Raw genomic sequence first — 19418 nt, forward strand, 5'->3', positions numbered from 1 at the left:
CTTGCCGATGATCGATTCCGTCCGGTCCCCCTCTTCCCTCGCCTGGCGTCTGGCGCTTACCGCCGTCTTCCTGCGCCTGGCCTACTCGGCCGTGGTCCAGGGATTCATGCTGTTCGGTTTACCCGACACCCGGCAAATGCGGGAACTGCATGCCCAACCCGAGTACCTGGCCCCGCTGCTGGCCCATATCGTCATGGGGGCGGTGATCGCGGGCTTGACGACCTGGGGCGCCATGCGCCGCTGGCTCGCGCGCCACGACACCATGGCGGTGGACGAACCCCGCAAGCTCTTCGGCACTTTCATCGCCCTGCTGCTGGTCTATACCCTGGCCGTGGCCGCCGGCATGGCCTTCCTGCACAACGTGCTGATGCAGTTCGTCATGACCCACCGCGGCACGCTGGAGGAATGGTCCGGCGTCGGCGTGATCGGCCAGTTCCTGACGCTGGGCATCGTCGTGCGCGTCGCGACTATCTTGCTGGAGATCATCGGCGTCTGCCTTGTCGTGCGCATTGCCACCTGGACCGTGCAGCCCGCCGGCCCCGCCGGTGGTCCGCCGTACGACCAGCGGCACGCGGCCTGGATCACCGGGCTGACCGTGCTGATCTGGCAACTGGGCGTCTCCATCACGTTGGGCGGCGTCCTGCAGATGCAGTCCCGCGATGCGGGCTGGACGGCCTTCACGCTGGGCTATCTGGCCCTGCCCGCGATAGTGCTGGCGATGTGCGTGCTGCTCTGCCTGAACCTGCTGCCGCGCGCGATCGGCGCGGCGCGGCTGGGCCGGGCGGTGGCCCACGGCACGCTGGCGTTCTGGCTGGCCCAGGCGCTGGGCGTCGGCCTGGGTTTCCTGGCCGTCCGGGCAATGAGCTGGGACCAACTCATTCGCGCCGCATCCTCCTCGGTGACGGCATGGGTGGCGCTGCTGGCCTACGGGTTGCTGCTGGCCCTGGCCTGCGTCATCGGCCGACAGGCGCTGTACCCGCGCGCGAAGACCGCTGCGCCGCAGGCCTGAGCCACGGGTCGCGACAAAGTAAAAGGCCGCGGGCATGACGCCCGCGGCCTTTTTTCATGCGCCTGCGTGGTGGATCAGATCGCCGCGGTGCGGCGCTCAAGCCAGGCCAGCGCCTCGCCTTCGACCAGCGGCGACAGACGCTCGAATACCGTCTTGTGATAGTCATTCAGCCAGGCGGTCTCGTCGGCGCGCATCAGCGACGGTTCAATGCAGCGGGTGTCGATGGGGCACAGGGTCAGCGTCTCGAAACACAGGAATTCACCCAGTTCGGACGTCAGCCAGCTACGGTTGGCCACCAGGTTCTCGATGCGCACGCCCCAACGGCCCGGACGATAGATGCCCGGTTCGTTCGACGTGATCATGCCCGGCTCCATCGCCGTGTGCGGGCCTGGCATGGCGCGGTACGAAATCACCTGCGGGCCTTCGTGCACGTTCAGGAAGTACCCCACGCCGTGGCCGGTGCCGTGACCGTATTCCGCACCGCCTTCCCAGATGGGCGCGCGGGCAATGGCGTCCAGCATGGGCGACGGCGTGCCGCGTGGGAACGATGCGCGCGACAGCGCGATCATGCCCTTGAGCACAAGCGTGAAATCCACTTTCTGGTCCGCGCTGGGCGTGCCCACCGCGACCACGCGGGTGATGTCGGTGGTGCCGCCCAGATACTGCCCGCCCGAATCGATCAGCAGCAGGCCATCGCCTTCGATCGTCGCGTGCGATTCCGGCGTGGCGCGGTAGTGCGGCATGGCGCCGTTGGCGTTGAAGCCCGCGATGGTGGCGAAGCTGGGGCAAACATAGGCGGGCCGGCGCGCGCGGGCGGCGGTGATCTGCTCGTCGATCGTCAGTTCGGTGATGGTTTCCTTGCCCAGCGCGCCTTCGAACCACGAGAAGAATTCGCAAAGCGCCGCACCGTCCTGCGCCATCGCCTGGCGCACATGCGCCAGCTCGGCATCGGTCTTGCGGGACTTCAGCAACGTGGACGGGTTGATGGCTTCGATGCGCGGCACGGCAGGATCCATCGCGTGGAACACGCCGCAGGTCACGCGCGCCGGATCGATCAGCAGCTTCTGGTCCAGTTCAAGCGAGGCCAGGGCATCGGCGGCTTGGGCGTAACCCGCCACCTCGACGCCATCGGCGGCCAGCGTGGCCCGCAGCGCCTCATCGACTTTGCCGTCGGCCACGAAGAGCGTGGCGTGGTCCAGGCCGATCAGCGCGTGGCCGACGAACACCGGGTTGTAGTCCACGTCGGCGCCGCGCAGGTTCAGCAACCACGCGATATCGTCCACCGTACAGATGAAATGCACATCGGCGCCGTGCGCGCGCATGGCATCGCGCACCTGCGCCAGCTTGTCGGCGCGGGTCACGCAGGCCTCGGGGGCAACGTGCTCATAGATCTTTGCGTCGGGCAGGCCGGCGCGGTCGGTCCAGACCTCGTCCAGCAGGTCCGCCCGGATCTCAAGCATGGCGCCGGCGCTGGCCGCGGCCACCGACAAGGCGCGGAAGGCGCCCAGACCCAGCACCTGGCCGTCCACGCCGATGACGTCGCCCGCCCGCATGTTGGCGGCCAGCCAGTCGACATGGCCCGGCGTGGACGCCAGCGCGATCTTCATCAGTTGCACGCCCGTGCCCGCCAGTTGCGCCTCGGCCTGCACCCAGTAGCGGCTATCCACCCACAGGCCGGCGAAATCGGCCGTGACGACAAGGGTTCCCACCGACCCCGTGAAGCCCGACAGCCAGCGCCGTCCTTGCCAGCGCGCCGGCAGATATTCGGACAGGTGCGGGTCCGAGGACGGAACGATATAGGCGGACAGGCCGCGGCGGCTCATGGCCTGCCGCAATTGGGCAATACGGGCGTCGGTGCTAGACATGGGGGATGGGATCCTTAGCGCAACATGAAAGACATGGCGGCCAGGCTGTTCAACGTGCGGACAGCGGCCTGCATGCTATCCGTGGTGAATCGCAAGGTGACGCCGTCCACGCGTTCCAGCGTGGGCCACATGCAGAACAGGTCGGCCAGCGCCGCGCTCTGCGTCTGCAACCGGCATTCTATAGGGGCGGCAATGCGGAAAGGAACCGGGGCCTGCTTCTTGAGGTTGCGCACGGCGGTTTCGGCCGCGGCGGCAATCGCGCGGCGCGACGCGGCCGGTGACAGCGTGATGCCGCTGCCCTGGCCGTGGGCTACCTTGGTCTGCACCCATTCGGCGCCCGGGAAGGTGTCGCGGGTTTCCGAGATAAATACGTCGTCGCCCGTCCCCAGGATGACGGGCACGCCCATTTCACCGGCCAGCGCGCCATACAGGCCCGCTTCTCCCAGCTCCATGCCGTTGATCAGCACGCGCGCGAAGGCAAAGCTGTTGATCGTGTGGGCCAGGATGCCGCGCCCTTGCGAGCGCGAGTGGTAGCCGATCATGAAAACGGCGTCGCAGTCCTCTTCCAGGCCGCCCATCATGCCCAGGTAGCGCGGCTTGCCCAGCACCAGGCGAGCGCGCTCGTCCAGGCCGTCGGGCAACAGATTGCGAAAGCCGCCGTGCGAATCGTTGACCAGGATTTCTTCGGCCCCGCCCGCAATCGCGCCTTGCACGGCCGCGTTGGCCTCGGCAGTCATCCAGGCGCGGGCGCGCTCGTATTCGCCGTTGCCGGCGCGGACTTGTTCTGCATGGAAGACGCCGGCGACGCCTTCGATATCGGTGGAAATCAGGATCTTCATGGGATCAGCCTTCAAGGAATTCAGAATGCGGTGTCGGACAGCCATTGACGCCACTGCGGCACCGCGTCGCGGATCGCGGCACGGTGATGGCCATCGCGCCCCGTCACGCCGTCGGCGTGCCAGAGCGCGGAAATGATGGCTTGTTCGCAGGCCTCGGCGGCCGCTTCGAACAAGGGATCGATGCGCGTTTCATGCAGCATCGCAATCGAAGGCATCGGCTGCTCGGCCAGTTGCGGAACAGTGTAGGCGGTGGAAAAGGCCAGCGCGATGTCGCCGCTGCCGTGGCCGAACACCGAGCCGGTGCGCGCCAGGCCCGCGCCGGCCCGCAGCGACAGGCGCCGCAACTGGCGCGAATCCAGCGGCGCGTCAGTGGCCAGCAACAGGATGATGGAGCCCTTCTCCGGCACGATCACCGCGTTCTCGCCCTGCTGCGCCAGGCCCCGGTCCAACTGGTCCGCCAGCCGGCGGCCAAACGGGCGGCCTGCCACGGTCAGATTGGGCAAGCGGCCGAAGTTGGCCAGTACCAGCGCGCCGACGGTGTAGCGCAGACCGGGCTGGATGGATGCCACGCGGGATGCCGACCCGATACCGCCCTTGAATGAAAAGCACGACATGCCGCGCCCGGCGCCCACCGCGCCCTGTGCGAACGGCTTGGCTGCGCTGGCGAACGCGTCGGCGTAATGCGCTTCCTCTACGGCAAGCGCCTGGATGTCGTTCAAATAGCCGTCATTGCATTCGAACACCAGCGGGTTCACGGTGGCCATGCCCCGCCCGATCTCGGGGTTGGCCGCGATGGCCTGGCGGATCTGCGCGTTGGCGACGGTGCCCACGCCAAAGGTGTTGGTCAGCGCGATGGGCGTTTCCAGCACGCCAAGCTCTTGCACCTGGACCAGGCCGGTGCTTTTGCCGAAGCCGTTCAGCACGGTCGCAGCGGCAGGAGCCTTGTCCAGAAAAGGGTCGCCGGCATGTGGGCGCACGACAGTGACGCCGGTCTGTTGCGCGCCGTCGGCCAGCGTGCAGTGCCCGACCGTCACGTCGCCCACGTCGCAAATCGAATCCAGGGGCCCCGACGGCAGCACGCCGATGCGGGGAAGGTCCAGCGCTTGTTTGTCCATGGTTTTCGCCAAGGTCCTAAATGCAAAACGCCGCCGCCCTTCGTTCGGCTCACGCGCAACCGATTCGATAGGCGCGTGGAACGAGGGTGGCGGCGAGAAAAAGCGACGCGTTACTTGCGATCGATCTTCGGATCGAGCGCGTCGCGCAGGCCGTCGCCCAGCAGGTTGAACGCCAGCACCGTCAGGAAGATCGCCAGAGCCGGGAAGATGGCCACGTGCGGGGCGATGACCATGTCGGCGCGTGCCTCGTTCAGCATGGCGCCCCACTCCGGCGTCGGAGGCGATGCGCCCATGCCCAGGAACGACAGGCTGGCGGCGGTGATGATCGACGTGCCGATGCGCATCGTGCCGTACACCACGATCGGCGAGATCGTGCCGGGCAGGATGTGGCGCATGATGATCGTCCAGTCGGACGCGCCCACGCTCTTGACGGCTTCGACATACGTCATCTGCTTGATCGACAGCGTGTTGCCGCGCACCAGGCGGGCAAACGCCGGCACGCTGAACACGGCCACGGCCACGATCACGTTGACCATGCTGGAACCTAGGATGGCGACCACGCCGATGGCCAGCAGCATGCCGGGAAACGCCAGCAGCACGTCCGAGATCCGCATCGTGATGCGTTCCCACCAGCCTTCGTAATAGCCGGCCATCAAGCCCATGAAGGTGCCGACGATGGCACCCATGGCCACGGACAGGAAGCCCGCGGCCAGCGAAATCCGCGCGCCCATGACGATGCGGCTGAAGATGTCGCGGCCCAGCGAATCCACGCCCAGCCAGTGGGTCAGGGACGGGCCGGCGTTCAGCGCGTCGTAGTCGAAGAAGTTCTCGGCGTCGAACGGCACGATCCACGGCGCGAAGACCGCGATCACGACAAGCAGCAGCACGAAGATGCCGGCGCCCACGCCCAGCTTCTGCTTCTTGAATTTGCGCCAGAACTCGGTGGCGGGCGTGCGCACGTCGTTCTTGGAAGCGGCGGCGATGGTCGTGGCGGGTGTCGTATTGCTCATGGCCGCCTCACTTGTAACGGATGCTGGGATTGATGACGCCATAGAGCACGTCGACAATCAGGTTGATCAGGATGAATTCCAGCGAGAACAGCAGCACCAGGCCCTGGATCACCGGATAGTCGCGCTGGGTTACGGCGTCGACCAGCAGACGGCCAAGGCCGGGCCAGTTGAACACGGTCTCGACGACGATCGAGCCGCCCAGCAGAAAGCCGAACTGCAAGCCCATCATGGTCACGACGGGAATCAGCGCGTTGCGCAGCGCGTGTTTGATCACGACGCGGCGTTCGGTCAGGCCCTTGGCGCGGGCGGTCCGCACGAAGTCTTCCTGGATGACTTCCACGAACGACGCACGGGTGAAGCGCGCCATCACGGCAGCCACCGCGGCGCCTAGCGTAATTGACGGAAGGATGTAGTGCTTCCAGCTGGAGGCGCCGACGGTCGGCAGCCAGCCCAGGTTCACGGAGAACACCTGCATCAGCATCATGCCCAGCGCGAACGCGGGGAACGAGATGCCCGACACCGCCAGCGTCATGCCAAGGCGGTCGGGCCAGCGGTTGCGCCAGACGGCGGACACGATCCCGATGATCATGCCGAAGGTCACTGACCACACCATGCTGGCCATCGTCAGCCACAAGGTGGGCATGAAGCGGTCGGAAATCTCGGTCGAGACGGGGCGCTTGGTACGCAAGGACGTACCCAGGTCGCCTTGCAGCATATGGCTGAAATAGCGCACGAACTGCTGCGGCAGGGGCAGATCCAGCCCAAGTTCCTTACGCACCAGCTCGACCGTTTGCTGGTCGGCCTCCTGGCCCGCGGCCAGTCGCGCCGGGTCGCCCGGAAGCATGTGCACAAACAGGAACACGACCACGGCTACCAGCAGCAGCGTGGGGATCATGCCCAAAAGACGTTTGACGATGTAGGTCAGCATTGAAATTCCTGCAACATCGGCGGGGACACCGCGCCCCCGCCGTATGTGGCCTTACAAGGGCCCGAAGGCCCCGAGAGTGACTGCTAGGTTTACTGCTTCAGTTCGATGTCGCCGAACCAGAACGAGGTGTCCGGCTCCACGTACACGCCCGACAGGTTCTTCGACTTCACGTACAGATTGTTCTGGGTCACCAGGAAGGCCCACGGGGCGTCCTTCCAGATGGTTTCCTGAACGTTCTTGTAGATTTCGGTCTTCTTGGCGCGGTCGGTCGTGGCCAGCGCCAGCTGGATGCCGTCGTCCACCGACTTGTTCGAGTAGTACGACACGTTGTTCAGCACCGGCGGGAAAGCAGCGGTGGTCAGCAGCGGACGCAGGCCCCAGTCGGCTTCACCGGTCGAGGACGACCAGCCGGCGTAGTACATGCGAACCTTGGCGTCTTCAGGCTTCTGCACCTGTTGAACGCGCTGCACGCGCTGACCCGATTCCAGCACTTCAACCTGCACCTTGATGCCGACTTGCGCCAGCTGCTGTTGCAGGAACTGAACCACCTTCACCGAGGTGCCGTCGTTATAGGCGGACCACAGCTGGCTTTCAAAGCCGTTGGGGTAGCCGGCTTCGGCCAGCAGGGCCTTGGCCTTCTTGATGTCGTACGGCCACGGGCCAGTCTTGTGGGCAAAGTCCACGCCCTTGGGCACGACGCCGTCCACGATGGTGGCGTAACCCGAGAAGGCGACCTTGGCCAGCGCTTCCTTGTTGATGGCGTAGTTGATGGCTTCGCGCACCTTGGGGTTGTCGAACGGCTTTTGCTGCGTGTTCATCGACAGGTAGCGGGCCATGATCGAGTTCTGGTGATCGACCACGTCCAGCTTGTCGTTCTTCTTCAGCACGGCGGCTTGTTCGAACGGCACCGGGAAGGCGAACTGCGCTTCACCCGTCTGCACCACGGCGGCGCGGGTGTTGTTGTCGGTCACGGTACGGAAGGTCAGCGTGTCGACCTTCGGGTAGCCCTTCTTCCAGTAGCCGTCGAACTTCTTGACCTTCAGGTATTCAGCCGGCTTCCATTCGACGAATTCGAACGGGCCGGTGCCCACCGGGTGGAAGCCGATTTCCTTGCCGTACTTGGCCAGGGCGGCGGGCGAGATCATCATGGCGGCCGGGTGGGCCAGCGCGTTGATGAAGGCCGAGAACGGCTTCTTCAGCGTGATCTTGATGGTCATCGGGTCAACCACTTCGGTCTTGTCGATGACGCTGAACTGGATGTAGCGCGACAGGCGGTTTTCCGGGTTGGCCGGACGATCGAAGTTGATCTTGACCGCTTCGGCGTTGAAGTCGGTGCCGTCGTGGAACTTCACGCCGGGACGCAGCTTGAACGTGTAGACCAGGCCGTCTTCGCTGACGGTGTAGTCGGTCGCCAGGACCTTCTGGACCTTCAGGTCCTTGTCGAATTCGAACAGGCCTTCGTAGTAGGCCTTGCCGGCCGCCTGGTTCAGGGTGCTGTTGGTGTTGTACGGGTCAAGCGTTTCCAGTGCGATGGAGACGGCAAACGTCACGTCCTTGGCGGCAAACGCCAACGGCGAAGTGAGCACACCGAAGGCCACCGCGGCGGCGGCCATCAGCTTGGTGGGGCGCAGAACTTTCATCATTGCAACTCCTGGTTCCAAAACGGAATTAGGGGGTTTGTTGGAAGAAAAACAAGTACGACAACGGAATCAATACGCGCCGCCGACCGCATGGCGGGCAACGAAGTGATCGGTTCCAACCTGCACCAGCGGCTGCACCACGGGCTCGTCGCCGAGCTTGCGGATGGGGCTGGGAATTTCATCGGACAACAAGGTGCGCTTCAGATGGCGGCGCGCCGGATCGGCGATCGGCACGGCCGACATCAGCTTCTTGGTGTACGGGTGCTGCGGATTTTCAAAGATGGCGCGGCGCGGGCCGATCTCGACGATCTGGCCCAGGTACATCACCGCCACGCGGTGGCTGACGCGTTCCACCACGGCCATGTCGTGCGAAATGAACAGGAACGAAATACCCATGTCGCGCTGCAGGTCGATCAGCAGGTTCACGATCTGCGCCTGGATGGAGACGTCCAGGGCCGACACCGATTCGTCCGCGATCACGACCTTCGGGTTCAGGGCAAGCGCGCGCGCGATGCAGATGCGCTGGCGCTGGCCGCCCGAGAATTCATGCGGATAGCGCTGCGCCATTTCCGGCGGCAGGCCCACGCGTTCCAGCAGATCGGCCACGCGGCGCTCTGCGTCCCGCCCCTTCGCCACGCCGTGCACCAGCAGCGGTTCCATGATGGAAAAGCCGACGGTGACACGCGGATCCAGCGATGCGAACGGATCCTGGAACACGAACTGGATGTCGCGGCGCAAGGATTGCAGCTCGTTGTTCTTCAGCCGGACGATGTCGCGGCCGCCAAACTTGATCTCGCCGCCCTGGCTTTCCACCAGGCGCAGCAGCGAACGGCCCGTGGTGGATTTGCCGCAACCCGATTCGCCCACCAGCGACAGCGTCTCGCCCGGGTACAGGTCGAAGCTGACCTGTTCCACGGCATGCACGCGGCGCTGCACGCGGCTGAGGATGCCGCCACGCAGGTCAAAGCGGGTTACCAGGTTGCGCACGCTCAGGATGGGCTCGCGCTTCTCGCCGGGCACGACCTGCGTGCTGGCGACGGCGGGCTCGGCCACGGGTTGCGCCTGGCCTTCCACCTGCAGCAGCGGGAAGCGCGCGGGCAGGTCGGTGCCTTCCATGGCGCCCAGCTTCGGCACCGCCGACAGCAACGCCTTGGTGTAGGTGTGCTTGGGCGCCGCGAACACCTGATCCGAGGGGCCTTCTTCGACCTTGTCGCCGCGATACATGACCAGCACGCGATCGGCCACTTCCGCCACCACGCCCATGTCGTGGGTGATGAACACCACGCCCATGTGCATCTCGTCCTGCAGTTGACGGATCAGTTGCAGGATCTGCGCCTGGATGGTGACATCCAGCGCGGTGGTGGGTTCGTCGGCGATCAGCAGCGCCGGCTTGCAGGCCAGCGCCATCGCGATCATCACGCGCTGGCGCATGCCGCCCGACAACTGATGCGGGTAGCGGTCCAGCACCGACTTGGCTTCCGGGATGCGCACCTGCTCCAGCATGCGCAGGGCCTCGGCGCGTGCGGCCGCGGCGTCCTTGCCCTGGTGCTGACGGATCGATTCGGCGATCTGGTCGCCGGCCGTGAACACCGGGTTCAAGGAGGTCATCGGCTCCTGGAAGATCATGGCCATGTCCGCGCCGCGCACATTGCGCATGACGCGCTGGCTGGAATTGGCCAGGTCGATCACCGAACCGTTGCGCCGGCGCAGGGCCATGTTGCCCTGGGCGATGCGGCCGCCGCCATGTTCCACCAGACGCATGAGCGCCAGGGACGTCACCGACTTGCCCGAACCCGATTCGCCCACGATGGCCAGGGTTTCACCCCGGTCCACATGGAACGACAGGTTGCGCACGGCTTCGACCGTGCGCTCCGATCCTACGAAGCGCACCGTCAGGTCGTCGACCTGGACCACGCGGTTTTCCGGCAGCGCCAGGCTGTTTGCGCGATCAACCATCTTCATTAATCCCCAAAATCAAAACAGAACCCGTCACGCTTATCGATAGATCGCGGTGACCGGCTTTTCGCCTACGCGGGCGTAACCCCGATACATGCCTTCCGTGTTGAACGGCAAAGCCACATTGCCCTGGGCGTCAACGGCCACCAGACCGCCCTTGCCGCCAATGGTGGGCAGTTTTTCCATCACGACGCGATCCGCCGCTGCTTCCAGCGACGCACCGCAATACTCCATCTGCGCCGCCACGTCATAGGCCGAGACCATGCGGATGAACATCTCGCCGGTGCCGGTCGTGGAGACCGCGCAGGTCTTGTTGCTGGCATAGGTGCCGGCGCCGATCAAGGGCGCGTCGCCCACGCGGCCGACCTGCTTGTTGGTGATGCCGCCGGTGGAGGTGGCGGCGGCCACGTTGCCTTGCGCGTCGACAGCCACCGCGCCCACCGTGCCGAACTTCTTGTCGGCATCCAGCGGATCGGCGGGTGCGGGCTGGCCGCGCGCGACCATGGCCTGGCCGTCGTGGTCCAGCACGGCGGCGTCAGGCGTTTCGCGCTGCACGCGCAGCAACTGCTCGCGGCGGGCTTCGGTCGAGAAATACGACGGGTCGACGATTTCCAGGCCGGCATCGCGAGCGAAGGTTTCGGCGCCCTCGCCCACGAAAAAGACGTGCTTGCTGGTTTCCATGACGCGGCGCGCGGCGAAGATCGGATTGCGCACGCAATTCACATTGGCGATCGCACCCGAACGCAGCGTGGCGCCGTCCATGATGGCGGCGTCCAGCTCATGGGTGCCGGCGCTGGTGAACACCGCGCCGTGGCCGGCGTTGAACAGCGGACAGTCTTCCAGCAAGCGGACGGCTTCGGTGACGGCGTCCAGGGCGCTGCCGCCGCGGGCCAGCACGGCTTGGCCGGCGGTCAGGATGGACTCCAGGGCGGCCAGGTATTCCTGTTCTTTCTCGGGCGACATGGCCGCGCGGGACATCGCGCCGGCGCCACCGTGAATGGCGATCACGGGTTGAATCATCGTTTACCTACTCCATGGATAAGCCACGGCATCACGGACTGGGTCACCCCAGCGGCGGCCGCGACGGAATTTTTGGCCCGATAGGCCACCGCGGCGGAAAGCGCTTCGATCAGGCCCAGCGCGGCGGTTTCGGAATTGGGAATCAGCTGGCGCGCGGAAAACGCGTAAAGCACGACGGACGCCGTCGGTGCCAGCGGAGACGTGGGTTTGTCGGTCAACACCAGCACCGGCACGCCGGCCTGCTTGGCGGCGGCGGCCAGCGTCACGGTGTCGGCCAGGTAGCGCGGAAAGCCGATGGCGATCACCAGGTCCTTGGCGGTCATGCGCGACATCTGGCGCGCGGCGTGCGACACCCCGCCGGGGCCCGCCAGCGATTCGACCGAATGCAGGTGCATGCACAGGCCGCGTTGCAGCAGGCCAGCCAGGAAGCCGCTGGCGCCGAAACCGATGATGAACACGCGGTCGGCGGCCAGAATGGCTTCCACCGCCTGTTCACAGGCGGCCGAATCCAGCGATTGCAGGTTGCGCTGCGCGTTGCGAATGTCTTCTTCCAGCGTGGCGGCGAAGATCTGCACGGCGCTGGCGGAATGCGCCAGTTCGGTGCGCAGCTTTTCCACCGGTTCCAGCGCGGCTTCGAACCCCCGCGCCAGTTCGGCGCGGAATTGCGGGTAGCCGGGCAGGTCCAGGGCGCGCGCGAAGCGATTCGCCGTGGCGACCGACACCCCCACTGCCGCCGCGAACTCGTCGATGGTCATCGTGGCGGCGCGGAACTGGTGCGCCAACACGTATTCGGCCATCTTGTGCTGCGTCCGGCTCAGCGAGGGCTGGGCCCGGGCGATCCGATCAGCGATCGTAAGTGCGGCCTTGTTCATCGATTCGGGGGAAGGTCTTAGCGGGAGATTGTGTAAATCTGTTTACACACAAATTTTAGATAAGAAAATTCATTTTCATAGTAAGGGTATACCCGTGAATTTATGTAACAGTGCATCAAAAGAAACGGGGCCGGTTTGAGGTACGCTATCCGCGCCTGTTTTTCACCCCGCTTTTGACCTATTGCCTTGGATTGACGCAATGCCCGATTGGATCTGCAAACCCCACCAGGACCTGACCGTGCCGGAGATCTACGCGATCCTCCGCTTGCGCTCGGAAGTCTTCGTCATCGAACAGCAGTGCATCTTCCAGGACATGGATGGCAAGGACCTGAGCGGCCAGACGACGCACCTGATGGCATGGCAAGACGGCCAGCTTGCCGCCTACTGCCGCATCCTGGACCCGTCGCTGAAGGATGGCCAGATCGAGATCGGGCGCGTGATCACCGCGCCCTGGACGCGCGGCCAGGGCCTGGGCCACGAATTGATCCGCCACGCCATGCAGGAAGTGCGCCAGCGCTGGCCAGGCCGCGCCATGTACCTGGGCGCGCAGGCCCGCCTGCGCAACTACTACGGCGGACACGGCTTTGTTCAGGTCACCGAGGAATACATCGAAGACGGCATCCCGCACGTGGGCATGCGCCTGGACGAAGCGGCATAGCGCCCCCGGGGCCGCCCTTTCCTCCGCCCAAAAAAAAACGCCCCTTGCGGGGCGTTTTCGTAAGCGGGACGGCAGCCGGTTTATTTGACCGACGACACGTCCAGCTTGGCCAGCGTCTTGGACTGGATTTCGTCCACCGTCACGCCCGGCGCCGTTTCCAGCAGCTTCAGGCCGTTTTCGGTGACTTCCATCACGCCCAGGTCGGTGATGATCAGGTCGACCACGCCCACGCCAGTCAGCGGCAGATTGCATTCCGGCAGCAGCTTGATGTCTTCCGTGCCGTCTTTCTTCTTGGCCACGTGTTCCATCAGGACCACGACGCGGCCAACGCCGGCCACCAGGTCCATCGCGCCGCCCATGCCCTTGACCATCTTGCCCGGGATCATCCAGTTGGCCAGGTCGCCCTTTTCGGACACCTGCATCGCGCCCAGGATGGCCAGGTTGATCTTGCCGCCGCGGATCATCGCGAACGAGTCAGCGGACGAGAAGATCGACGAGCCCGGCAACGTCGTCACCGTTTGCTTGCCGGCATTGATCAGGTCGGCGTCGACTTCGTCATCGGTGGGGAACGGGCCGATACCCAACAAGCCATTTTCGGATTGCAGCCACACTTCCACGCCCTTGGGCACGTGGTTGGCCACCAGGGTCGGCAAGCCGATGCCCAGGTTCACATAAAAACCGTCTTGCAGTTCGCGCGCGGCGCGAGCCGCCATTTCATCGCGGGACCATGCCATGTCGTCTTCTCCTTAGGCCGGGCGAGTGGTGCGTTGTTCGATGCGCTTTTCCGGCGTCGTGTTCAGCACGATCCGTTGCACATAGATGCCGGGCAGGTGAATCTGGTCGGGATCCAGGCTGCCGGTGTCAACGATCTCTTCGACTTCGACCACCGTGAACTTGCCGGCCATCGCGACGTTCGGGTTGAAGTTGCGGGCCGTCTTGCGGAACACCAGGTTGCCGCTGCGGTCGGCGATGTGCGCCTTGACCAGCGACACGTCCGGCACCAGCGAACGCTCCATCACGTATTGCTGGCCATCGAATTCGCGAATTTCCTTGCCGTCCGCCACGATGGTGCCCACGCCGGTGCGCGTGAAGAACGCGGGGATGCCCGCGCCGCCGGCGCGCAGCTTCTCGGCCAGCGTGCCCTGCGGGGTGAACTCAAGCTCGAGCTCGCCCGACAGGAACTGGCGTTCGAATTCCTTGTTCTCGCCCACGTAAGACGCGATCATCTTGCGGACTTGGCGCGTATTGAGCAACTGGCCCAAGCCGAAACCGTCGACGCCCGCATTGTTGCTGATGCAAGTCAGGTCTTTCACGCCCGAATCGCGCAGCGCGGCGATCAGGGCCTCGGGAATACCGCACAGGCCGAAACCGCCCACGGCGATCATCTGACCGTCCTTGACGATGCCTGCCAGCGCCTCCTGGGCGCTTGCAAAAACCTTGTCCATCGCTCCAACTCCTAGTTAAGGTCGAACTGAAGAGCGCCCGCCCCGCCGCTTGCGCGGCCATCCCGCGAGGGGGTAAAGAAATTCGGGGAGGGCCCTGTCTTTCCGTGGAGCGCGGCTGCCGGCGTCGGCCCCAGGCGGCATCGCGACATTGCCCGATGTCCCTGGGTCGCGGCGCCGAGGGTGGCGCGCCCCTTTATTTCTGTTTTGATTTTGCGCTTGATTTTAACGGCATGACGGTCAATTCCGCGCAGGCTTTCGGTGGATAGCCCCTGCGGGATTGCCCGCCCTCAGGCGGCCGGCTTGAACTGCGTGGCCATCTGCGCCAGCACTTCCTGCGGCCACGGCGCGGACGTATTGGCCACGTAGTCCATCCAGACTAGCACGTTGCGTCCGCGCGCATAGGGGCCCGCCTCGTCGCCGGCTTTCTCGAGCAGCAGCTCGAATTCGGCGCTGGAACGGCCGATGCGGGTGACTTTGTGCGTGACGCGGACGGTGGCCGGATAGGTCAGCGGACGCAGGAAATCGCACGAGGCATGAGCCAGGATCGCGCCGTTGTCGGCGGGCAGTTCGAAGCCCGCGTCGTACAGGATCTGCATCCGGGCCTCTTCCATCAGGCGGAAATACAGCGTGTTGTTCAGATGATTCAAGGCGTCTGAATCGCCCCACCGCAAAGGCAATTCCACCTGATGGGTATCGCCCACCGCCAGAATCCGCGCAGACAGATTGTCCGGGTTCACCAATTACTCCTGAAGGCTAAAAGAAATACGAAGGCGTGCATGGCCTCCGCCTGCAATACAATCGCCGATAATACTTCCAGCCAAATATGGAATACATACGGGGAGCTTTGCAAATGTCTGAACGCGAGTCGATGGAATATGACGTGGTCGTGGTTGGCGGTGGACCCGCCGGCCTGGCCACCGCAATCCGTCTAAAGCAGCTGGCCGCTGAAAAGAATCAGGAGATCGGCGTCTGCGTCCTTGAGAAAGGGGCGGAACTGGGTGCTCACATCCTGTCCGGCGCCGTCATGGACCCGCTGGCACTGACCGAGCTTATCCCCGACTGGAAGGAAAAAGGCGCGCCCCTGAACGTGCCGGTCACGCAGGACAAGTTCCTGTTCCTGTCCCAGACCGGCGCGCGTTCCACGCCGAACTGGCTGCTGCCGCCCTGTTTCCACAACGAAGGCAACTACATCGTCCGCCTGGGCGACGTCGTCAAATGGATGGGCGAACAGGCCGAAGCGCTGGGCGTGGACATTTTCCCCGGCTTTGCCGCCGTTGAAGTGCTGTATGACGAAAACGGCGCCGTGCGCGGCGTGGCCACCGGCGACATGGGCGTGGCCCGCGACGGCTCGCACACCGACCACTACCAGCCCGGCATGGAATTGCATGCCCGCTATACGGTGTTCGGCGAAGGCGCGCGCGGCCAACTGGGCCGCCAGCTGATCGAACGCTTCAAGCTCGACGACGGCCGCGATCCGCAAGCTTATGGCATCGGCATCAAGGAAATGTGGGAAGTCGACCCGGCACAATCCAAGCCGGGCCTGGTGATCCACACCGCGGGCTGGCCGCTGGATTCCGACACCTACGGCGGCTCGTTCCTGTATCACCTGGACAACAACCTGGTGGCCGTGGGCATGATCGTCGGCCTGGACTACGCCAACCCCTGGCTGTCGCCGTTCGACGAATTCCAGCGCTACAAGACGCACCCCGCCATTCGCGGCACGTTCGAAGGCGGCAAACGCATCGCCTACGGCGCCCGCGCCATCACGGCGGGCGGCCTGCTGTCGCTGCCCAAGCTGACGTTCCCCGGCGGCGCGCTGGTCGGCTGCGAAGCCGGCTTCCTGAACGCGTCCCGCATCAAGGGCAGCCACGCCGCCATCAAGTCCGGCAAGCTGGCCGCCGAAGCCGCGTTCGACGCGCTCGTAGCGGACCGCCGCCAGGACGAGCTGACCGCCTACCCGAAGGCGTTCGAGGCTTCCTGGCTGCACGCCGAACTGAACAAGGCGCGCAATTTCAAGCAGTGGTTCAAGAAGGGCCGCACCATCGCCACGGTGATGACCGGTGTCGAACAGCTGCTGCTCAAAGGCAAGATGCCGTGGACCCTGCGCCACAGCAAGCCCGACCACGCCTGTCTGCAACCGGCATCGGAATGCGCGCGCATCGACTATCCCAAGCCCGACGGCAAGCTCACGTTCGACAAGCTCAGCTCGGTGTTCATCTCGAACACCAACCATGAAGAAAACGAGCCCATCCACCTGACCTTGAAAGATCCGTCGGTGCCGGTCAGCGTCAACCTGGCCAAGTACGGCGGGCCGGAATCGCGCTACTGCCCGGCCGGCGTGTACGAATTCATCAAGGACGACCACGGCGACGACCGCTTGCAGATCAACGCGCAGAACTGCGTGCACTGCAAGACGTGCGACATCAAGGATCCGACCCAGAACATCGTCTGGGTGGCGCCGCAGGGCGGCGAAGGGCCGGTGTACAGCGGCATGTGATCCGGCCGGGCTCCGCCCCGCCACAAGGCGCCCCTTGGGGCGCTTTTTCATTTTTCAGGTGACCTGCATGACCGAACGCGTACTTCTCATTGGCTGTGGCGACCTGGGCCAGCGTGTCGCCCGGCGCTTCCTGGCGCGTGGCGACGAAGTCCACGCGCTTCGCCGTCACCCGCCCGCCGACGACGGCAGTGGCATCCGATGGCTGCAAGGCGACATCACGGCGCCCGCCAGCCTGCCTTCGCTGCCTGCAGGCGTCACCCGGCTGATCCACCTGCCCGCCCCCGGCTCGCGCGACGCATCGGTCTACCGGGGCGTTTTCGTCGACGGCCTGCAGGCGGTGCTGGACGCGCTGGACGTCTCAAGACTCAAGCGCGTGGTGTTCGCGTCGTCCAGCGCCGTCTACGGCGAACACCAAGGCGGCTGGGTGAACGAAGACACGCCGCCCGCGCCGCAGGGATTCAACGGCCAGGTGCTGCTGGAAGCCGAAGCGGCGCTGGCCGCGCGCGGCCTGTCATCCACGTCGCTGCGGCTGGCGGGCCTGTACGGGCCGGGCCGGTTGCAACTGATCGAACGTCTGCGCAGCGGCGCGGCAGGCGCTCCCGTACAGCCCGAGCATTGGGCCAACCGCATCCATATCGACGATGCGGCCGCCGCAGTCGTGCATCTGGCGCTGCTGCCCGACGTGGACCCCGTCTACATCGGTTGCGACGACACGCCGCTGCCGCTGCATGCCCTGTACGCCGACCTGGCGGCGATGGTCGGCGCGCCCCCGCCGCGCGTCGCGCCCGCCCCGGCGAACGTGGGTAGCAAGAAGCTCAGCAATGCCAAGTTGCGGGGCAGCGGCTTCACACTGCAGTGGCCGGATTCCCGGCTGGGATACGCCGCGCTGTTGGCGGATGCCGGCGCCGGCCCCTCCGGCACGACGCCGGCATAGTTCGCCCGGCATCGAATCGTTGCGGGCGCGGGCGGCGGATACTGACAACCGTATTCACCCCCCGCCACGCCATGCTTCCCGCCCATCCCCTGCTTGCCGTCACGCACGCCGACCCTTATCCCTATTACGCGACGCTGGCGCGCGAAAAACCGCTGTACCGCGACGATGCGCTAGGCCTTTGGGTCGCCAGCCATCCAGACACCATCGTGGCCGTCATGCGCGACCCGGCGGCACGCGTCCGCCCGCCGTCGGAGCCCGTGCCGCGGGGTCTGTGCCCCGGCCCGGCAGGCGAGCTGTTCGGACGCTTCGTGCGCATGAACGACAGCGCCATGCACACCCGCCTGAAAGGTCTGCTGGCCGCATTCATCCAGGAACAAGGCACGCAGCCCTGTACCCCGCAATGGCCCGCACTGCCGGTCGTGGACGCCGTTGCCATGGACCGCTATCTGACCGCCGCGCCGGTGCATGCGCAGGCGGCCTTCCTGGGGCTGGCCCCCGCGCTGCACGCCGATAGCGCGGCGCAGATCGCGGCGTTCCTGTGTGCCCTGCCCGCCACCGCGGAGGCAGACCAGGTGGCGGCCGGACATGCCGCGGCCGACGCGCTGCAGACACGCCTGGAATCCCTGCTGCTTGCCCACGACGCCCCACCGGCCCTGCGCCAACTGCGCGAAAGGGGCGCCCGCGCGGAGATTCCCGTGGCCGTGCTGGCCGCGAACCTGGCTGGCCTGCTATTCCAGTCTTGCGAAGCCGGGGCCGGGCTGCTGGGCAACGCGCTGATCCATGCCGGCAAGCGCGGCCTGGGTGCCGAGGCAGCCAGCGCCGACGCCGACGCGATCATCGACCATGTCATCCGCCACGATCCGCCGCTGCACAACACGCGCCGGTTCCTGGCGGACACGGTCACGGTCGGCGGCCAGCGGATTGAAGCCGGCCAGACCGTGTTGCTGGTGCTGGCCGCTGCCGCGACGGTCCAGCCCGATGCCGGCTGGACATTCGGTGCGCCCGGCATAGGGGCGGCCGGCACAGGCGCGGCCGGCACAGGGGCGCCCGGCACAGGGGCGCACGGCCACGCCTGTCCCGGCCAGGGCCCGGCGCGCCGCCACGCGGCGGACGCGCTGGTGCATGTGCTGCGGGCGGGCGCCGACCCGGCCGCCCTGGCCTCCCATTTCCGTTATCGGCCGCTACCCAACGCGCGCGTGCCGCAGTTTGCGTTTTCAAAGGAACCCAACCCATGATCGCCGTGATATTTGAAGTCGAACCCGCCCATGGCAACCCGGACCCCTACCTGCAGATCGCGGCCGGCCTGATCGATGAGCTCAAGGCCATTGACGGATTCATCTCCGTCGAGCGCTTCCAAAGCCTGACCCAGCCGGGCAAGCTGCTGTCGCTGTCGTTCTGGCGCGATGAAGACGCGGTAAAGCGCTGGCGTTCGCTGGAATCGCACCGCCGCGCGCAGGAAGCGGGGCGCGGCGGCGTGTTTCAGAACTACCGTCTGCGGGTGGCGCAGGTGCTGCGGGACTACGGCATGGCCGAGCGCGACGAGGCGCCGTCCGATAGCCGCAGCCGGCATGGCTGAAAAACCGTCTCGCGAAGGTTGTATTAATTTTTCATAAAATCCATGCCATGGCGC

The 19418-nt window shown here is 65.6% G+C and carries 18 protein-coding genes; 6 read left to right on the plus strand and 12 right to left on the minus strand.

Translation table 11 applies throughout. From position 1 onward, the window contains the following. Positions 1 to 7: 7 nt before the first annotated feature. On the plus strand, positions 8 to 1009 hold the full coding sequence (locus tag CQ050_RS01360) for a hypothetical protein (protein WP_105555056.1): 1002 nt from the start codon (positions 8 to 10) through the stop codon (positions 1007 to 1009). Positions 1010 to 1083: 74 nt separating this feature from the next. Here the strand turns inward: CQ050_RS01360 and CQ050_RS01365 are convergent, their stop codons facing one another. The 9 genes from CQ050_RS01365 to CQ050_RS01405 all read right to left on the minus strand — a co-directional run bounded on the left by CQ050_RS01365 (position 1084) and on the right by CQ050_RS01405 (position 12254). Then, a complete protein-coding gene (locus tag CQ050_RS01365; RefSeq protein ID WP_105555057.1) occupies positions 1084 to 2874 on the minus strand; it encodes an aminopeptidase P family protein in 1791 nt (596 codons plus the stop codon). A 14-nt stretch (positions 2875 to 2888) separates the two neighbouring features. Next, the gene (locus CQ050_RS01370; RefSeq protein WP_105555058.1) at positions 2889 to 3713 is read right to left on the minus strand and encodes a M55 family metallopeptidase; all 825 of its coding nucleotides are present in this window, start codon (positions 3711 to 3713) and stop codon (positions 2889 to 2891) included. 20 nt (positions 3714 to 3733) lie between these two features. After that, entirely contained in the window at positions 3734 to 4828 is a 1095-nt protein-coding gene (locus CQ050_RS01375; protein ID WP_105555059.1) for a P1 family peptidase, read from the minus strand. 110 nt (positions 4829 to 4938) lie between these two features. Then, positions 4939 to 5838, minus strand: a complete 900-nt coding sequence (gene gsiD / locus CQ050_RS01380) for a glutathione ABC transporter permease GsiD (RefSeq protein WP_105555060.1) — start codon at positions 5836 to 5838, stop codon at positions 4939 to 4941. Between the two features lie 7 nt (positions 5839 to 5845). Next, positions 5846 to 6766, minus strand: coding sequence for a glutathione ABC transporter permease GsiC (gene gsiC, locus CQ050_RS01385; protein ID WP_105555061.1), 921 nt, complete (start codon positions 6764 to 6766; stop codon positions 5846 to 5848). 89 nt (positions 6767 to 6855) lie between these two features. Further along, positions 6856 to 8409: a glutathione ABC transporter substrate-binding protein GsiB gene (gene gsiB, locus CQ050_RS01390; RefSeq protein ID WP_105555062.1), complete on the minus strand. Its 1554-nt coding sequence runs from the start codon at positions 8407 to 8409 to the stop codon at positions 6856 to 6858. A 66-nt stretch (positions 8410 to 8475) separates the two neighbouring features. Beyond that, positions 8476 to 10362 (minus strand): dipeptide ABC transporter ATP-binding protein, encoded by a 1887-nt coding sequence (locus tag CQ050_RS01395; RefSeq protein ID WP_105555553.1) that lies wholly within the window; start codon positions 10360 to 10362, stop codon positions 8476 to 8478. A gap of 39 nt (positions 10363 to 10401) precedes the next feature. Further along, positions 10402 to 11382, minus strand: coding sequence for an isoaspartyl peptidase/L-asparaginase family protein (locus CQ050_RS01400; RefSeq protein WP_105555063.1), 981 nt, complete (start codon positions 11380 to 11382; stop codon positions 10402 to 10404). Then, on the minus strand, positions 11379 to 12254 hold the full coding sequence (locus tag CQ050_RS01405; protein WP_105555064.1) for a MurR/RpiR family transcriptional regulator: 876 nt from the start codon (positions 12252 to 12254) through the stop codon (positions 11379 to 11381). Before CQ050_RS01405 ends, CQ050_RS01400 begins: the two co-directional genes overlap by 4 nt. A 199-nt stretch (positions 12255 to 12453) precedes the next feature. On the opposite strand from CQ050_RS01405, the gene CQ050_RS01410 reads away from it, so the two are divergent. Then, entirely contained in the window at positions 12454 to 12912 is a 459-nt protein-coding gene (locus CQ050_RS01410) for a GNAT family N-acetyltransferase (protein ID WP_105555065.1), read from the plus strand. An 80-nt stretch (positions 12913 to 12992) separates the two neighbouring features. Here the strand turns inward: CQ050_RS01410 and CQ050_RS01415 are convergent, their stop codons facing one another. From CQ050_RS01415 to CQ050_RS01425, 3 genes are all read right to left on the minus strand, one after another. Beyond that, positions 12993 to 13646: a CoA transferase subunit B gene (locus tag CQ050_RS01415; RefSeq protein WP_046802634.1), complete on the minus strand. Its 654-nt coding sequence runs from the start codon at positions 13644 to 13646 to the stop codon at positions 12993 to 12995. Positions 13647 to 13658: 12 nt separating this feature from the next. After that, a complete protein-coding gene (locus tag CQ050_RS01420) occupies positions 13659 to 14357 on the minus strand; it encodes a CoA transferase subunit A (RefSeq protein ID WP_054423951.1) in 699 nt (232 codons plus the stop codon). Positions 14358 to 14644: 287 nt separating this feature from the next. Then, complete coding sequence (locus CQ050_RS01425) at positions 14645 to 15094, minus strand: thioesterase family protein (protein ID WP_105555066.1); 450 nt, start codon at positions 15092 to 15094, stop codon at positions 14645 to 14647. A gap of 113 nt (positions 15095 to 15207) precedes the next feature. Between CQ050_RS01425 and CQ050_RS01430 the strand changes: the two genes are divergently transcribed. The 4 genes from CQ050_RS01430 (at position 15208) to CQ050_RS01445 (ending at position 19364) form a co-directional block, all read left to right on the plus strand. After that, entirely contained in the window at positions 15208 to 16854 is a 1647-nt protein-coding gene (locus CQ050_RS01430; RefSeq protein ID WP_199196707.1) for an electron transfer flavoprotein-ubiquinone oxidoreductase, read from the plus strand. A 67-nt stretch (positions 16855 to 16921) separates the two neighbouring features. Further along, complete coding sequence (locus CQ050_RS01435) at positions 16922 to 17788, plus strand: NAD-dependent epimerase/dehydratase family protein (RefSeq protein WP_105555555.1); 867 nt, start codon at positions 16922 to 16924, stop codon at positions 17786 to 17788. 71 nt (positions 17789 to 17859) lie between these two features. Further along, positions 17860 to 19023 carry a cytochrome gene (locus tag CQ050_RS01440; protein WP_199196708.1) on the plus strand — a complete coding sequence of 388 codons (1164 nt, stop codon included), beginning with the start codon at positions 17860 to 17862 and terminating at the stop codon, positions 19021 to 19023. Beyond that, on the plus strand, positions 19020 to 19364 hold the full coding sequence (locus CQ050_RS01445; protein WP_105555067.1) for an antibiotic biosynthesis monooxygenase: 345 nt from the start codon (positions 19020 to 19022) through the stop codon (positions 19362 to 19364). Before CQ050_RS01440 ends, CQ050_RS01445 begins: the two co-directional genes overlap by 4 nt. The last annotated feature ends 54 nt before the right edge of the window (positions 19365 to 19418 follow it).

Source organism: Achromobacter sp. MYb9 (assembly GCF_002975275.1).
GTDB lineage: Bacteria > Pseudomonadota > Gammaproteobacteria > Burkholderiales > Burkholderiaceae_B > Achromobacter.

Excerpts from the sequence above, each read along its gene's own strand:
- CQ050_RS01360 (WP_105555056.1), top strand. The coding sequence starts at position 8 with ATGATCGATTCCGTCCGGTCCCCCTCTTCCCTCGCCTGGCGTCTGGCG.
- CQ050_RS01365 (WP_105555057.1), bottom strand. The coding sequence starts at position 2,874 with ATGTCTAGCACCGACGCCCGTATTGCCCAATTGCGGCAGGCCATGAGC.
- CQ050_RS01370 (WP_105555058.1), bottom strand. The coding sequence starts at position 3,713 with ATGAAGATCCTGATTTCCACCGATATCGAAGGCGTCGCCGGCGTCTTC.
- CQ050_RS01375 (WP_105555059.1), bottom strand. The coding sequence starts at position 4,828 with ATGGACAAACAAGCGCTGGACCTTCCCCGCATCGGCGTGCTGCCGTCG.
- gsiD (WP_105555060.1), bottom strand. The coding sequence starts at position 5,838 with ATGAGCAATACGACACCCGCCACGACCATCGCCGCCGCTTCCAAGAAC.
- gsiC (WP_105555061.1), bottom strand. The coding sequence starts at position 6,766 with ATGCTGACCTACATCGTCAAACGTCTTTTGGGCATGATCCCCACGCTG.
- gsiB (WP_105555062.1), bottom strand. The coding sequence starts at position 8,409 with ATGATGAAAGTTCTGCGCCCCACCAAGCTGATGGCCGCCGCCGCGGTG.
- CQ050_RS01395 (WP_105555553.1), bottom strand. The coding sequence starts at position 10,362 with ATGGTTGATCGCGCAAACAGCCTGGCGCTGCCGGAAAACCGCGTGGTC.
- CQ050_RS01400 (WP_105555063.1), bottom strand. The coding sequence starts at position 11,382 with ATGATTCAACCCGTGATCGCCATTCACGGTGGCGCCGGCGCGATGTCC.
- CQ050_RS01405 (WP_105555064.1), bottom strand. The coding sequence starts at position 12,254 with ATGAACAAGGCCGCACTTACGATCGCTGATCGGATCGCCCGGGCCCAG.
- CQ050_RS01410 (WP_105555065.1), top strand. The coding sequence starts at position 12,454 with ATGCCCGATTGGATCTGCAAACCCCACCAGGACCTGACCGTGCCGGAG.
- CQ050_RS01415 (WP_046802634.1), bottom strand. The coding sequence starts at position 13,646 with ATGGCATGGTCCCGCGATGAAATGGCGGCTCGCGCCGCGCGCGAACTG.
- CQ050_RS01420 (WP_054423951.1), bottom strand. The coding sequence starts at position 14,357 with ATGGACAAGGTTTTTGCAAGCGCCCAGGAGGCGCTGGCAGGCATCGTC.
- CQ050_RS01430 (WP_199196707.1), top strand. The coding sequence starts at position 15,208 with ATGTCTGAACGCGAGTCGATGGAATATGACGTGGTCGTGGTTGGCGGT.
- CQ050_RS01435 (WP_105555555.1), top strand. The coding sequence starts at position 16,922 with ATGACCGAACGCGTACTTCTCATTGGCTGTGGCGACCTGGGCCAGCGT.
- CQ050_RS01440 (WP_199196708.1), top strand. The coding sequence starts at position 17,860 with ATGCTTCCCGCCCATCCCCTGCTTGCCGTCACGCACGCCGACCCTTAT.
- CQ050_RS01445 (WP_105555067.1), top strand. The coding sequence starts at position 19,020 with ATGATCGCCGTGATATTTGAAGTCGAACCCGCCCATGGCAACCCGGAC.